The organism is Microbacterium sp. (assembly GCF_031179285.1).
Taxonomy (GTDB): domain Bacteria; phylum Actinomycetota; class Actinomycetes; order Actinomycetales; family Microbacteriaceae; genus Microbacterium.
The window spans coordinates 205,191-219,197 of record NZ_JAPSHY010000004.1; the positions used below are offsets into that span (position 1 = coordinate 205,191).

12 protein-coding genes are annotated in these 14,007 nt (G+C 68.3%); 8 read left to right on the forward strand and 4 right to left on the reverse strand.

What is annotated here, in order from left to right; genetic code table 11:
- Positions 1-145: 145 nt before the first annotated feature.
- From RIN18_RS04425 to RIN18_RS04445, 5 genes are read left to right on the forward strand one after another with little or no spacing between them, the layout of a single operon-like run.
- Positions 146-1,396: an RNA polymerase sigma factor gene (locus tag RIN18_RS04425; protein ID WP_309102733.1), complete on the forward strand. Its 1,251-nt coding sequence runs from the start codon at positions 146-148 to the stop codon at positions 1,394-1,396.
- The gene (locus RIN18_RS04430) at positions 1,396-2,712 is read left to right on the forward strand and encodes a MurT ligase domain-containing protein (RefSeq protein WP_309102734.1); all 1,317 of its coding nucleotides are present in this window, start codon (positions 1,396-1,398) and stop codon (positions 2,710-2,712) included. The genes RIN18_RS04425 and RIN18_RS04430 overlap by 1 nt, the downstream gene beginning before the upstream one ends.
- Positions 2,709-3,467 carry a glutamine amidotransferase gene (locus RIN18_RS04435; RefSeq protein ID WP_309102735.1) on the forward strand — a complete coding sequence of 253 codons (759 nt, stop codon included), beginning with the start codon at positions 2,709-2,711 and terminating at the stop codon, positions 3,465-3,467. The genes RIN18_RS04430 and RIN18_RS04435 overlap by 4 nt, the downstream gene beginning before the upstream one ends.
- Positions 3,468-3,516: 49 nt before the next feature.
- On the forward strand, positions 3,517-4,215 hold the full coding sequence (locus tag RIN18_RS04440) for an alanine racemase C-terminal domain-containing protein (RefSeq protein ID WP_309102736.1): 699 nt from the start codon (positions 3,517-3,519) through the stop codon (positions 4,213-4,215).
- Positions 4,212-5,249, forward strand: coding sequence for an alanine racemase (locus RIN18_RS04445; protein ID WP_309102737.1), 1,038 nt, complete (start codon positions 4,212-4,214; stop codon positions 5,247-5,249). The genes RIN18_RS04440 and RIN18_RS04445 overlap by 4 nt, the downstream gene beginning before the upstream one ends.
- A gap of 57 nt (positions 5,250-5,306) precedes the next feature.
- On the opposite strand, the gene RIN18_RS04450 is transcribed toward RIN18_RS04445, so the two are convergent.
- Positions 5,307-5,525 carry a hypothetical protein gene (locus tag RIN18_RS04450; protein ID WP_309102738.1) on the reverse strand — a complete coding sequence of 73 codons (219 nt, stop codon included), beginning with the start codon at positions 5,523-5,525 and terminating at the stop codon, positions 5,307-5,309.
- Between the two features lie 181 nt (positions 5,526-5,706).
- On the opposite strand from RIN18_RS04450, the gene RIN18_RS04455 reads away from it, so the two are divergent.
- Complete coding sequence (locus tag RIN18_RS04455) at positions 5,707-7,785, forward strand: DNA topoisomerase IV subunit B (RefSeq protein WP_309102739.1); 2,079 nt, start codon at positions 5,707-5,709, stop codon at positions 7,783-7,785.
- Between the two features lie 23 nt (positions 7,786-7,808).
- Positions 7,809-8,729, forward strand: coding sequence for an arginase family protein (locus RIN18_RS04460; RefSeq protein WP_309102740.1), 921 nt, complete (start codon positions 7,809-7,811; stop codon positions 8,727-8,729).
- Between the two features lie 24 nt (positions 8,730-8,753).
- Here the strand turns inward: RIN18_RS04460 and RIN18_RS04465 are convergent, their stop codons facing one another.
- A complete protein-coding gene (locus RIN18_RS04465; RefSeq protein ID WP_309102741.1) occupies positions 8,754-9,290 on the reverse strand; it encodes an AAA family ATPase in 537 nt (178 codons plus the stop codon).
- On the reverse strand, positions 9,290-11,734 hold the full coding sequence (locus RIN18_RS04470) for a DNA topoisomerase (ATP-hydrolyzing) (protein ID WP_309102742.1): 2,445 nt from the start codon (positions 11,732-11,734) through the stop codon (positions 9,290-9,292). The genes RIN18_RS04465 and RIN18_RS04470 overlap by 1 nt, the downstream gene beginning before the upstream one ends.
- A 45-nt stretch (positions 11,735-11,779) precedes the next feature.
- Between RIN18_RS04470 and RIN18_RS04475 the strand changes: the two genes are divergently transcribed.
- Positions 11,780-12,907 (forward strand): alkaline phosphatase family protein, encoded by a 1,128-nt coding sequence (locus RIN18_RS04475; RefSeq protein WP_309102743.1) that lies wholly within the window; start codon positions 11,780-11,782, stop codon positions 12,905-12,907.
- Positions 12,908-12,949: 42 nt separating this feature from the next.
- On the opposite strand, the gene sepH is transcribed toward RIN18_RS04475, so the two are convergent.
- A partial coding sequence (gene sepH, locus RIN18_RS04480; protein ID WP_309102744.1) for a septation protein SepH occupies positions 12,950-14,007 on the reverse strand: 1,058 nt, incomplete at its 5' end.

Below are 14,007 nucleotides of genomic sequence, written 5' to 3' on the forward strand. Positions count from 1 at the left end.
GGAATGCGCTCCCGTGGTCACACGTGTGCGATACTAGGACTCTGACCCGTTGTCAATCGTTCTCTTCGGAGAACGGACTTGACAAGGGTCTTAATAGTGTCCGAAATGTCCCGGGGCGGATCTGCGGCCCCGTGAAAGGCGAAACGTGACTCCTGCCACGACCAACAAAACCCGGACGAAGAAGAACGCCGAAGAGCCCGAGCTCGACGCGCAGCCCGAGGCTGCCGCCGACAAGCCCGTCGCCCAGACGGCCGCGAAGCGCGCCGCCGCGAAGCGCGCCCCCGTCAAGAAGAAGAAGGCCGACGACGTCGTCGAGGATGAAGAGGCTCCGGCCGCTCCCGCCGCTGAAGACGCGGCGTCCGATGACGACGACGACGACAACAGCAAGCCCGCGTTCACTGAGCCGCTGCCCACCGGCGCCATCGTCATCTCATCGAACGACGACGAGGATGTCCCGGTCTACTCCACGCAGATCACTGGTGCCACCGCCGACCCGGTCAAGGACTACCTGAAGCAGATCGGCAAGGTCGCGCTGCTGAACGCGGCCGAAGAGGTCGAGCTCGCCATGCGCATCGAGGCCGGCCTGTTCGCCGAGGAGAAGCTGTCGACCATGTCGGCCGCCGAGAAGGCGAGCCAGCTCGGACTCGACCTGCAGTGGGTCGCCCGTGACGGCCAGCGCGCGAAGAGCCACCTGCTCGGCGCCAACCTCCGCCTCGTCGTGTCGCTCGCCAAGCGCTACACCGGCCGCGGCATGCAGTTCCTCGATCTCATCCAGGAGGGGAACCTCGGCCTCATCCGTGCCGTCGAGAAGTTCGACTACACCAAGGGCTTCAAGTTCTCGACGTATGCCACCTGGTGGATCCGCCAGGCGATCACTCGCGCGATGGCCGACCAGGCTCGTACGATCCGCATCCCGGTGCACATGGTCGAGGTCATCAACAAGCTCGCCCGCGTTCAGCGCCAGATGCTGCAGGACCTCGGTCGCGAACCCACCCCGGAAGAGCTCAGCCGCGAGCTGGACATGACGCCGGAGAAGGTCGTCGAGGTGCAGAAGTACGGCCGCGAGCCGATCTCGCTGCACACTCCTCTCGGCGAGGACGGCGACAGCGAGTTCGGTGACCTCATCGAGGACACCGAGGCGGTGGTCCCTGCGGATGCCGTCGGTTTCACGATGCTGCAGCGCCAGCTCGAGCAGCTGCTCGATTCGCTCTCCGAGCGCGAGGCCGGCGTGATCCGCATGCGATTCGGCCTGGGCGACGGACAGCCCAAGACGCTCGACCAGATCGGTGACACGTTCGGCGTGACGCGGGAGCGCATCCGCCAGATCGAGTCGAAGACGATGGCGAAGCTGCGTCACCCGAGCCGTTCGCAGTCGCTCCGGGACTACCTCGAATGATGTCGGGCGCACCACAGGCGCGCTCCGCAGGCATCCGCTACGTGTTCCCGGTCCTTGCCGGGAAGCTCGCTCGCTTCGCGACGCGCCTGCGGGGCGGCGGTTCGGCGTTCCCCGGGTATCTGACGAACCGGCTCGCGCCCTCGTTGCTTCCCACGCTGGCAGACCAGTTCCGCTATGGCGTCGTGTTCGTGCTCGGCTCGAACGGCAAGACGACCACGACCCACATGATCAGCGAGGTACTGAGGGCGCATGGTCTCACCGTGTTCACGAACCCCACCGGGGCGAACCTGCCGCAGGGGGTCACGAGCGCGCTGCTTGCTGATGCGACGCTCACCGGACGCATCCGAGCCGATGTCGCCGTGCTCGAGGTCGACGAGGGTTACGCCGCAGATCTCGCAGATCAGCTCTCTCCGACGGTCATCCTCTCGCTGAACGTGCAGGTCGATCAGCTGTACCGCTTCTATGAGACGGAGCGCGTCGCCGACATGATGCTCGACGCGTCGACGCGCGCCTCCGGTCATGTGGTGGTGAACCGCGACGACCCGTACCTCAGCAAGATCGACACGAGCACCATGCGCGCGGAGGTGTCGTTCTTCGGTGTCTCGCCCGAGCTCGTCGCGGCCTCAGCTCACGGGCTGGCGAACGCCGTCGACACCCGCAGCGGCAACACCGGCACGGTGGAGCGTGATGCCTTCGCAGAGGTCACCCGCGCGCACGGGCGTGACGTGACCGTCCGCGTCGGCGATGCGGAGGCCGAGATCACCCTGCCGGCCCGCGGACTGCACTATGCGGCGGACGCCGCGGCGGCGCTGACCGTGGCTGCCCGAGTGCTCGGTGAGGACTTCTCGGTCGACCGAGCAGCGACGGGCTTCTCTCGTATGGCTCCCGCCTATGGCCGCGGCGAGGTCATCCCGCTGCGAAGGAACCCTGCAGGCGAGCAGGTCGAGTTCGTGATGTTCAAGAATGCACCCAGCCTGCAGATGAACCTCGACGCGCTCGAGGGTGCACCCGAGCGGGCGCTCATCGCGATCGACGAGGGTACGCCCGACGTCTCGTGGTTGTACGACGTCGACTTCGACGTACTGCCGCGCGTCGACGTGGTGACCGGCGAGAAGGCATACCAGCTTGCGCTGTGCCTCGAGCACGCCGGCGTCGACATCGGCGTCGTGGAGCCCGACATGGAAAAGGCGGTCGCCCTCATGCGTGCGCTCGAACCCGCACCGTCCGGCCGCCAGACCTGGTTCGTGAATTACGAACTCATGATGATCGGCCGAAAGCTTCTCGGTCACGGCGACCAGGAGGTGGCGCGTCGATGAGCGACACCGTGCGAATCATCCAGCTCTATCCGAACGAACTCGGTATCACCGGGGACCGCGGGAACGCACGCTCTCTCCAGGTGCGTCTCGAGCGCGGCGGGGTCTCCGCCGAGGTCCACCGCGTCAGCGCGGGTGAGCCGATCCCCGCAGACCCCGACATCCTCGTCTTCGGCAACGGGCCGCTCTCCGCGATGCGCACCGTGATCGACGATCTGCGCTCACGGGCGACGCAGCTTTCTGATTTCGTCGCCGACGGCGGATCGCTGCTGGCGGTCGGCGGCTCGGCTGAGCTGCTGAGCGCGTCTGTCGAGCCGCTCGAAGGCGCCCCGATCGAGGGTCTGGGAATCTTCCCGTTCCGGGTTCAGCGCACGCGAGAGCGCAAGGTCGGCTACATCCTCGTCGACACCGCCGACGGCAGGGTGATCGGGTTCGAGGATCATGCCTCACGATGGTCGCTCGGCAACGGCGCACTCCCGTACGGGACGGTCGCGGCAGGCCGAGGAAGCTTCGAGCACGCGGGTTCCGCCGGCGAGATCGTTCGTCGCGACAATGCCTTCGCGACGAACGTGCAGGGCCCGGTGCTGCCGCTGAACCCGCACTGGACGGACGCGATCCTGGCGACGGCGACATCGCGGCGCGGAATCGTGTGGGCGTCCGGAGCATCCCATGTACCGCTGGACGAGTATGCCGGCGGTGCCCGTTCGGCGATCGAACGGCTGGTGCACGGCAAGGACTTCAGCTCGATCGGGCTCTGATTCCGAGCACGCGCACGACGGGATGAACCATGAGGCGGATGGAGCGACGGTGACCTGCAGCAGCGCGCTTCCGCGGGCAGTGCTCTCGAGATCGGCCCTCACTGGTGCCGCTGCTGCCGCCGTCGAGGCCGGAGGCCGTATCGCCGATCTGCGACGGGACGCCTGGGGTCACGGCGTGCTGTCGATCGCGCACGTCGTGTCGGCGGCCGGCGCTCTGGCGGTGCTCGTCGACTCCGACGACGAGGTCGCCGCGCTGGCGGCGGAGGGTGTGACCGCGACCGTCGATGCTGAGCCCGACATCGACTCGCGCGTCCTCTACGGTCTGCCGGATGCCGATGGCGTCCTCGTGACACGTCCCGTGCTGCGACTCACCGGACGGGTGCTGTCGACGAAGAGGCTCGGGGCGGGCGACGCGGTGTCGTACGGGTACACGTACCGCGCCACCAGAAACACGGTCGTCGCGCTCGTGACCGGTGGCTACGCACAGGGCATCGTGCGCGCCCTCGGCAACCACGCCTACGTCGAGGTCGACGGCGCGCTGCGTCCCATCATCGGGCGCGTCGCGATGGATGTCTGCGTCGTCGACCTGCAGGGTGAGGAGCGTCCGGTCGGCACCGAGGTGACGTACTTCGGCGGGGCTGGCCCAGCCGGGCCCGCGCTCGCCCGATGGTCCGCCCTCACCGGGCTCGGCATCGGGGAGCTGGTGACGGTGGCGGGGGCACACGCTGAGCGGGAGTGGGAAGTATGAGTCGCCCGATCCTGCGGATCTCGCGCGGTCAGTTTCGTGAGAACATCGCGGCTGTGCAGCGCCGCATCACGCCGTCTGTGCTGATGCTCGTCATGAAGGATGATGCCTACGGGCATGGCTTGGGGTGGGCAGTGGAGGAGGCGGCCGAGGCAGGGGTCTCCTGGTTCGGCGGCTATGACGTCCCGACGGCCCTGCGCATCCGACGGGCGCTGTCGGTGGGCGAGCGCGTCTTCGCGTGGGCGACCTCGACAGACGGTGAGATCGCAGAGGCGCTGATGCACGAGGTCGACCTCGGGATCGGCACCGCCGAGTATCTCCGCCGCGTGATCGCTCGTGCCAGAGCGCTGGGGCGGCGGGCGCGCGTCCATCTCAAGATCGATTCGGGACTGCGACGCAACGGCGTGCTGCCCGCCGACTGGGACGCATTCGTGGCGGAGGCGCGGACCGCCGAGGACGAGGGAGCCCTGGAGATCGTGGGCGTCTGGAGTCATCTCTCCGAGGCCAGCGATGCCGAGGACGACGCGTCGCAGGAGGTGTTCCTCGCAGCCGTCGATGCCGTTCGTCGCGCGGGAGGAGCCCCCGAACTGCTGCACCTGACGGCGTCGGCGGCGTCATGGTGGCGGCCGGAGCTGCGCGGTTCGATCTCGCGCATCGGCGCGTTCTGCTACGGCATCCGCTCAGCAGACGGGCCCGAGCTCGACGGCATCCGTCCGATCGCCGCGCTCACGGCGCCCGTCGTCGGTATCGACGGCGAGGATGCGATCGTGGGGATCGGCAGCTTCGACGGTCTGCCGTCCAGCCTCAGCGGCGTCGAGGTGGGCACACCCGTCGGCCCGCGCCTGCTGCGCGTCATCGGTCAGACGACTTCTGTGGTGGCGGGTTGGTCGGGAATGCAGCGCGGCGAACAGGTGACGGTGTTCGGCCCAGGGGAACAGGGGGAGCAGAGCGCGACGGCGCTCGCGGAGCGCATCGGCACCGTCGGCGAGGAGATCCTCACGCGGCTGACTCCGCGTGTGCGTCGCGTCATCGTCTGAGCCCGAGCGGCCTCTCGGACCGCGAACGGGTCAGACGACAGCGGTCAGGCGGGTCTGTCAGACCGCGTCGACGAGACGAGCGGTCTCGTCGTGCCAGCTGGTGGCGACGCTGCGCAGCTTCTCTTCGTACTTGCGGCCGTGGTGGGCGCAGAAGAGCAGCTCAGAGCCGTTGACCTCGGCGGCGATGTAGGCCTGGGCGCCGCAGGAATCGCAGCGATCCATGGCGGTCAGGCGGAACTCGACGGCGGCGGTCTCACGTTCGGTCGTAGCGTTCATCTCGGTGCCTCCTCAGGTGTCGGGTCCACGGTGGAGCGTGCTCAATACAACCACGCGATACCTGTGGGCATGCCCGAATCGCGGCGTGTTTCGCTCAGCGCGTACGCCGATGCCGTCTCCTGAGCGCCGATGGGGAGTGTCTGCAGGGCAGCGGCACCTCGCGAGAATAGAATCGAGGACTGTGACCGCCGAGTATTCCGCCCATCATCTCCAGGTGCTCGAAGGGCTCGAAGCGGTCCGCAAGCGCCCAGGCATGTACATCGGCTCGAACGGATCGCCCGGGCTCATGCACTGCCTCTGGGAGATCATCGACAACGCCGTCGATGAGGCCGTCGCGGGCAATGGAAACCGCATCGACATCATCCTCCACTCCGACGGCAGCGTCGAAGTGCACGACAGAGGACGCGGCATCCCGGTCGACGTCGAACCCCGCACCGGCCTCAGCGGGGTCGAGGTGGTCTTCACGAAACTCCACGCCGGCGGCAAGTTCGGCGGCGGGTCGTACGCTGCATCCGGTGGGCTGCACGGCGTCGGCGCCTCGGTCGTGAACGCGCTCTCGGAGCGGCTGGACGTCGAGGTCGATCGCGGCGGCAAGACGTATGCGATGTCCTTCCATCGCGGTGAGCCGGGCAACTTCAAGGACTCGGGCGACAAGCGACCCGACGCGCCGTTCTCGCCCTTCGAAGACAAGAGCGAGCTGCGCATCGCAGGCAAAGCGCCCCGCGGGGTCACGGGCACGCGCGTGCGCTACTGGGCCGACCGGCAGATCTTCACCAAGGATGCCGCCTTCCAGCTCTCAGAGCTCGAGACCCGTGCCCGCCAGACGGCGTTCCTCGTGCCGGGGCTCGAGATCGTCATCAAGGACGAGCGCGGCGAGGAGCCGATCGAGACCTCGTATCACTATGAGGGCGGTATCGCCGAGTTCGTGGACTATCTCGCGACAGACGCGCCGGTCACCGACACCTGGCGCCTCCAGGGTGAGGGCAGGTTCACCGAGACCGTCCCGGTCCTCCAGACAGACGGGCACATGATCGCCACCGAGGTCGAGCGGGTGTGCGCCGTCGACATCGCCCTTCGCTGGGGTACCGGATACGACACGACGCTGCGCTCGTTCGTCAACATCATCTCCACGCCCAAGGGTGGCACGCACCAGCAGGGCTTCGAGCAGGAACTGCTGAAGGTGCTGCGTTCTCAGGTCGACCAGAACGCACGCCGGCTGAAGGTCGGCAATGACAAGCTGGAGAAGGACGACGTCCTCGCCGGACTCACGGCCGTCCTCACTGTGAACCTGCCGGAACCGCAGTTCGAGGGTCAGACCAAGGAGATCCTCGGGACGCCGGCTGTGCGGCAGATCGTCGCCCAGGTCGTGCGCAAGGAGTTGGGACTGCGCTTCAGCTCGTCGAAACGGGACGACAAGAGCCAGGCGACACAGCTGCTCGACAAGATCGTCGCCGAGATGAAGGCGCGGGTCTCAGCGCGGGCCCACAAGGAGACGCAGCGCCGCAAGAACGCTCTCGAGTCCTCGACGCTGCCGACCAAGCTCGTCGACTGCCGCACCAACGAGGTCGAGCGCAGCGAGCTGTTCATCGTCGAGGGCGACTCGGCGCTCGGCACGGCCAAGAACGCCCGCAACAGCGAGTTCCAGGCCCTGCTGCCGATCCGCGGCAAGATCCTCAACGTGCAGAAGGCCTCGATCGGTGACATGCTCTCGAACACGGAGTGCGCGTCCATCATCCAGGTGATCGGCGCCGGTTCGGGACGCTCGTTCGAGATCGGTGCCGCTCGCTACGGCAAGGTGATCCTGATGAGCGACGCCGATGTCGACGGGGCTCATATCCGCACGCTGCTGCTGACGCTCTTCTTCCGCTACATGAGACCGCTCATCGAGGAGGGCCGGGTCTACGCTGCAGTGCCGCCGCTTCACCGGGTGATCGTGATGAATCCGGGCTCCAAGCCCAACGAGACGATCTACACTTACAGCGAGCAGGAGATGCACGCACTTCTGGCGAAGCTTCGCAAGTCGGGCAAGCGGTGGCATGAACCTATCCAGCGCTACAAGGGTCTGGGTGAGATGGATGCCGAGCAGCTGGCGACGACGACGATGGATCGCGGCGGCAGGCTGCTGCGTCGGGTGCGCATGGAGGATGCCGAGGCGGCGGGACGCGTGTTCGAACTGTTGATGGGCAACGAGGTGGCACCTCGGCGCGAATTCATCATCGACTCCGCCGACCGACTCTCCCGCGAGGCCATCGACGCGTAGCGCCCGACTGCGATGATGAGGACATGATCGCGCTCGTCTCCGCCCCCACGAACCTCGGACTGCGGCCGCCGCAACGAAGCGCGGTCCCCGGCACCGCCAAGGCACCGGAGGCGCTTCGCGAGGCAGGCCTTCATGAGGCGTTCTTCTCCCGCGGAGCGGTGGACGGCGGGGTGGTGCTGCCAGGGAGATACGTCGACGATGACGACTCGCGGCCGGCGGGATCGATCCGCAACCAGGACGCCGTGATCGATCATGCCCGCCGTCTGGCGCACCGTCTCGCCCTGCTCCGGGGGCAGGGCCGGGCGCCCCTCGTCCTGGGCGGAGACTGCAGTCTCGTGGTGGCGGCAGGCCTCGCGACCCGGGTCACCGGAGGCGGCGGTCTGGTGCACGTCGACGGACATACGGACTTCCGCCATCCGGGCAACAGCGCATCGATCGGCGCGCTTGCGGGCGAGGATCTGGCCGCAGCCATCGGCTCCCACATCCCCGAGGTGGCTGATATCGACGGTCTCGGCCCGTATTTCGACCAGGCGGCGACGGCGCACATCGGATGCCGGCGTGACGACGAGGAGCTCGCGGAGGTCACCGAGACCATCGCGCTCACTCTGCCGGCCGATCAGATCATCCTGCACGGCGCTCCGCGCGCGGCCGCGCGCGTCCTGTCCACCCCGGGGATCGGCCGCGGGTTCTGGCTGCAGATCGACGTGGATGTGCTCGATCCCGCACACATGCCCGCGGTCGACAGCCCGGATCCGGGCGGGCTCGCCCCGCAGGACCTCGTCGCCTTCCTCGAGATCGTGGCTCCTCGCGCCTGGGGTGCGTCGGTCACGGTCTTCGATCCCGACCTCGATCCCGACGGGTCTCACGCCCGTCTTCTCTCCGGCATCCTCTCGGAGGGCCTGGCCCGGCTCGGCGAGGACTCCGCACCGACCGAGCTCGCCTGACCGAGCGTGTGAAGCCGCTGTGCCTCAGTCGCGACGCAGGTGAACGCGCGCATCTGACCAGTGCCCTCTGATCGTCGTCACCGTCTCCTCGAGCGTCTCGTCGGTGGTGTCGATGCGGACCCCGGGGGAGTTCCACGAATCCTGATCCGCTCGCAGATGAGCCCAGCTGTCCGCCACCTGTTTGTCTCTGGCGGCGTCGCGCGCCGAAATCGCTGCCGGGGAAGCGGTGAGAAGAATGAAGCGCAGGTCCCGACCCAGCCCATCGACGTACGTGTCGAGCAACTGCTGCCACAACACGACGTCGGAGATGACGACGTCGAAACCCGCCTCGGCGAAGTTGGTGGCCAGCGCGATGAGGTTGGCGCGACGCAACGAGAGCTGGCGCTCGGCGTCATCGTGCGGCTCCTCGCCGGGCAGCACGAGGCCTGTGATGATGAACTGCTCACCGATCACGTCCGTGTCGAGGTGGACACCGCGGTCGAAGCCCGCCGCGAGCGCCCTGCTCACCGAGGTCTTGCCGACCCCGGGCAGGCCCGACACGAGGGTGACGGTGCCGCGCATCAGATGAGAGTGCGGCCGATGGAGCCGATGACGCCGTCGATGGGCTGACCGGAGGCATCGCGGCGTGCCCCGGGTTCGGGCAGTCGACGTACGGCGCCGGTCGGGTCGACCGCCTGCGCGGGCGAGGGCCCGACCCACGCCACGGTGAGGCGATCCTCGCCCTTCAGGAAGGAGTGCGCCCGCACGCCACCCGTGGCGCGCCCCTTCGCCGGATACTGGCTGAACGGCGTCACCTTCGCGCGTCCCGCGTCGGTGCCGGGGAGGATGCCGTCGGAGCCGGACACCGTGGCGACCACGGCTTCCGCTGCGTCAGCGGGCACGGCGCCGAAGAAGAGCACCGACGCGCCAGCACCGAGCTTGATCCCTGCCATCCCGCCCGCGGGCGCCCCCTGGGGGCGAACCGCCGCGGCGGAGAAGCGCAGCAGCTGGGCGTCCGTGGTCACGAACACCAGATCGGCGCCGTCCGCCGCCTCGGCCGCACCGACGACGGCATCGCCCGCCTTCATGCCGATCACCTCGAGGTCCGGACGAACGGGAAGGCTCGCTGGAACGATTCTCTTGACGGTGCCCTGCGCGGTGCCGAGCGCGATCGGCGTCTCGCTGTCGAAGCGCACGAGGGCGAGGACCTTCTCGGTACGCGAGGTGATGCCGAGGTATTCTCGCAGCGGAGTACCCGCCCCCAGCTGCACCGAGCTCGCCGGCACCGAAGGAAGATCCACGGGGGAGAAGCGCACGACGCGACCTGCGGTGGTCAGCGCTCCGATCTCGGCGCGCACCGTGGTCTCGACCGTAGCGAGGATCGCGTCGTGCTTGCTGCGACGGGCGGGGAGAGTGAGCTCCTGACCCTCGGCGAGATCGATCCGCACCGCCCGGCCCGTCGTCGAGAGCACGAGCACCGTGGGAGCGTCGGCGATCTGCAGATCGACCGCACCCTTCGTCGCACGCGGTTTCGGCGGTGCGGCGTTCATGAGCAGCGTTCGCCGTGGCGTGCCGTAGGCATCGGCCGCGGCATCCAGTTCCTTCGCCACTGCGGCGCGGAGCAGCACCTGGCTGCCGAGCAGTTCCTGGAGCGCCGCGATCTCGGCCTTGAGCGCGTCGCGCTCCGCCTCGAGTTCGATGCGCGAGAACCTCGTCAGTCGCCGCAGGCGCAGTTCGAGGATGTACTCCGCCTGGAGCTCGCTGAGATCGAAGACCTCGCGCAGGCGTGTGCGAGCCTGTTCGGAATCGTCCGATGAGCGGATGACCTGGATGACCTCATCGATGTCGAGGATCGCGATGAGCAGTCCCTCGACGAGATGCAGCCTCTCCTGCCGACGCGCGAGTCGGTAGCGGCTGCGTCGCGTGATGACCTCCAGGCGATGCGCGACATAGACGCTCAGCATCTCCTTCAGCCCCAGGGTGCGAGGCTGGCCGTCGACGAGGGCGACGTTGTTGATGTTGAAGGAATCCTCGAGCGGGGTCAGCCGGTACAGCTGTTCGAGCACCGCATTGGGGTCGAAGCCGGTTTTGATGCCGATCGCGACGCGCAGGCCGTGGTTGCGATCGGTGAGATCGGTGACGTCGCTGATGCCCTGCAGTTTCTTGGACTGCACGGCGTCGCGGATCTTCTCGATCAGCCGCTCGGGACCGACCATGTACGGAAGCTCGGAAACGATGATCCCAGTGCGCCGCGGTCCGAGCGGCTCGACGGACACCTTGCCGCGCACCTTGAAAGCGCCGCGACCCGTCAGATACGCGTCCTTCACGCCGTCGAGACCCATGATGATGGCGCCGGACGGGAAATCCGGACCCGGAACGAACTCCATCAGGTCCTCGGTCGACGCGTCCGGGTTCTCCAGAAGGTGCGTCGCCGCCGCCACGACCTCGATGAGGTTGTGCGGGGCCATGTTCGTCGCCATCCCGACCGCGATACCGCTCGCACCGTTGACGAGGAGGTTCGGGAAGGCGGCCGGCAGCACCGCCGGCTGCTGAAACTGCCCGTCGTAGTTCGGAACGAAGTCGACCACGTCTTCGTCGAGGTTCTCGGTCAGCGCGAGAGCTGCCGCCGCGAGCCGCGCCTCGGTGTAACGCGCCGCCGCCGGTCCGTCGTCGAGGGAGCCGAAGTTGCCATGACCGTCGATGAGGGGCACGCGCAGGGCGAAGTCCTGCGCGAGCCTGACGAGGGCGTCGTAGATGGCGGAATCACCGTGCGGGTGCAGCTTTCCCATCACCTCGCCGACCACCCGAGCGCTCTTCACGTGCCCGCGGTCCGGCCGCAGTCCCATCTCGGCCATCTGGTACAGAATGCGCCGCTGTACCGGCTTCAGCCCGTCGCGGGCGTCCGGGAGGGCGCGCGAGTAGATGACCGAGTACGCGTACTCGAGGAATGAACCCTGCATCTCGCTGGAGAGGTCGATGTCCTGGATGCGTTCCTCGACGGGCTCGGGCGGAGGAGTTTTGGGCATGGAGTTCCTGGGGGCGTAGCTGTGGCCTGTGTCAGACTGGCTCGGATGTCCCTCATGCTACCGTCCGGCCCTGGCGCAGCCCGGAGCGTCGTCGGGGTGGCGGACGACCTGTTCGCCTCGCTTCGTGGCGAATCCGCGGTGCTGCCCTCGGCGCAGTCCGTCGTGCTCGTGCTCGTCGACGGACTCGGTGCGATCGGACTTCGCGCCCACGCCGGTCACGCGCGAACGCTGACAGGCAGCATGGCGAAGAAGGATGTGGCAGCGTCGGTCTTCCCGACGACGACCGCCGCCGCTCTGACCAGCATTCTCACCGGGTCCTGGCCAGGAGAGCACGGCCTCGTCGGGTACCGGGTGCTCGACCCGGCGCGCGACGTGCTGGTGAACCAGCTCACCGGATGGGGATCGGAGGGGCTCGACCCCGAGACCTGGCAGGCGATGCCGACGATCTTCGAAAAGGCGGGCGCGGCAGGTCGCGAGAGCTTCGCGGTCGGCGTCGCCGCGTACGAGGACAGCGGCTTCACGAGGGCCACTCTGCGAGGGGCGGCGTTCGTGGCCGCGAAGTCGCCGGGCGAGCGCGTCGAGGCGGCATACGAACTGGCAGCCGGGCACCCCGGCTCGTTGGTGTACTGCTACCTCCCCGAGGTCGACAAGGCCGGCCACAAGCACGGCATCGCCTCCGGCGAGTGGGTCGCGGCGCTGGAGAGCATCGACGCGGCGCTGTCCGTGCCGGTGCCGCCCAGGGTGGGCGTGCTCGTCACCTCGGATCACGGCATGGTCGACGTGCCCGTGCATCGTCAGGTCGTGCTGGACGAGAAGGGTGGGCGACTGGACGGCGTCCGGCACATCGGCGGCGAGCCACGGATGCTGCACGTCTACCTCGACGAAGGCACGGATGCCGCCGCGATCACCGCTCGCTGGCGGAGCGATCTCGAGGGTGTCGCGGACGTGCTCGCGCGCGACGAGGCCATCGCCGCTGGACTGTTCGGGACCGTCGTGACGGCGTCCGCGTCTTCGCGTATCGGCGATCTCCTCGTCGCGTCGAGAGGGGTCTGGGCAGTGTACGACGGCACCGCGGCGGATCAGCGGGGGCGCGGCATGATCGGCCAGCACGGCGGAATGACCGCCGAGGAGCAGCGGGTGCCGCTCATCCGACTCGGCGCGTTCGGTCGCTGATCCCGCTCACGGCCACCGGTCGTCACGGGCGCGACGGAACGCCTACTCGTCGGTTCGCGCCCCGAACACGATCTCGTCCCAGGAGGGCATGACGTTGCGTCGGCGTCGCCGCCCGCCGGCTTCGCCCGGTTGCTCCGACGTGGGGGAAGACGGTTCCGGACCTGATTCGCCGCTGTCCTGTTCGAGAGCGTCGAACAGAGCGATAGGGCTCGGCTCGCGGTCGGGCGTCTCACGATCGGCACCGGCATCCTCGATCAGCGGTGCCGTTTCGCGCTGGCCGCGGCGCCGCCGCAGTGCTTCCAGCAGGTCGGCGGTCTCCGGACTGGTCGTCTGCGTCTCGGGAGCGCGGTTGATCGCCGCCTCCTGCACGGCCGCGGTCGCTCGCTCCGGCTGAGAAGGCTCATCGGCGACGGCGTCGGGTGCCGGGAGAAGTCGGGGGCCGAAAGCCCCGGAGTCGAAGCGGCTGTCGTCCTTGTACGGGGAGGGGCGATCGGCGTCCACCGCGCGAAGCCGAGGGATCAAACCCTCCGGAAGCGACCCCTGACGCGACAGCTGAGTCGCATCGGCGTTGAGCGGTGACAGCGCGCTCCGGCGCGGATCGAAGCTCCAGCGTGCATCGTGCTCGACGTCGTTCGAGGAGAACTCCAGTTTCACGACCCAGCCGGATTCCTCCTTCCAGCTCGCCCAGCGCTCGTCGCTCGCCGACACCTCGGCGAGCTTCGCCCTGATCGCCGCGCCGAACGTCGGCTGCGCGTCGGGCTCCACCTCGCTGCCGATCAGCACCGGCACCGCCAGTGCCTGGTCGATGATGTGCTCGCGCTCGGCGAGGACGGGCCCCTCGAAGCGGGCGACATCGTCCACGCCGATGCCCAGGAGCTCGGCGACCTCGGACGCCGTGTGCCCGGCGCGGATCTGCGCCTGGATGTCTCGGGGGCTCGCCGCGAGACGGTGACCTGCGGGCTCGCCCTGGCGGGTGGCGCGACGGATCTCGCGATGCAGCACGTCGTCGATGGCGAGCGCGAAACGCTCGCCGGACTCGGTCGCGAGCACGAGGACTCCTGCTTCGGTGCCGACGATGGTGACGTTTTCCATGCGAATGC

Excerpts from the sequence above, each read along its gene's own strand:
- RIN18_RS04430 (WP_309102734.1), top strand. The coding sequence starts at position 1,396 with ATGTCGGGCGCACCACAGGCGCGCTCCGCAGGCATCCGCTACGTGTTC.
- RIN18_RS04435 (WP_309102735.1), top strand. The coding sequence starts at position 2,709 with ATGAGCGACACCGTGCGAATCATCCAGCTCTATCCGAACGAACTCGGT.
- RIN18_RS04445 (WP_309102737.1), top strand. The coding sequence starts at position 4,212 with ATGAGTCGCCCGATCCTGCGGATCTCGCGCGGTCAGTTTCGTGAGAAC.
- RIN18_RS04450 (WP_309102738.1), bottom strand. The coding sequence starts at position 5,525 with ATGAACGCTACGACCGAACGTGAGACCGCCGCCGTCGAGTTCCGCCTG.
- RIN18_RS04460 (WP_309102740.1), top strand. The coding sequence starts at position 7,809 with ATGATCGCGCTCGTCTCCGCCCCCACGAACCTCGGACTGCGGCCGCCG.
- RIN18_RS04465 (WP_309102741.1), bottom strand. The coding sequence starts at position 9,290 with ATGCGCGGCACCGTCACCCTCGTGTCGGGCCTGCCCGGGGTCGGCAAG.
- RIN18_RS04470 (WP_309102742.1), bottom strand. The coding sequence starts at position 11,734 with ATGCCCAAAACTCCTCCGCCCGAGCCCGTCGAGGAACGCATCCAGGAC.
- RIN18_RS04475 (WP_309102743.1), top strand. The coding sequence starts at position 11,780 with ATGTCCCTCATGCTACCGTCCGGCCCTGGCGCAGCCCGGAGCGTCGTC.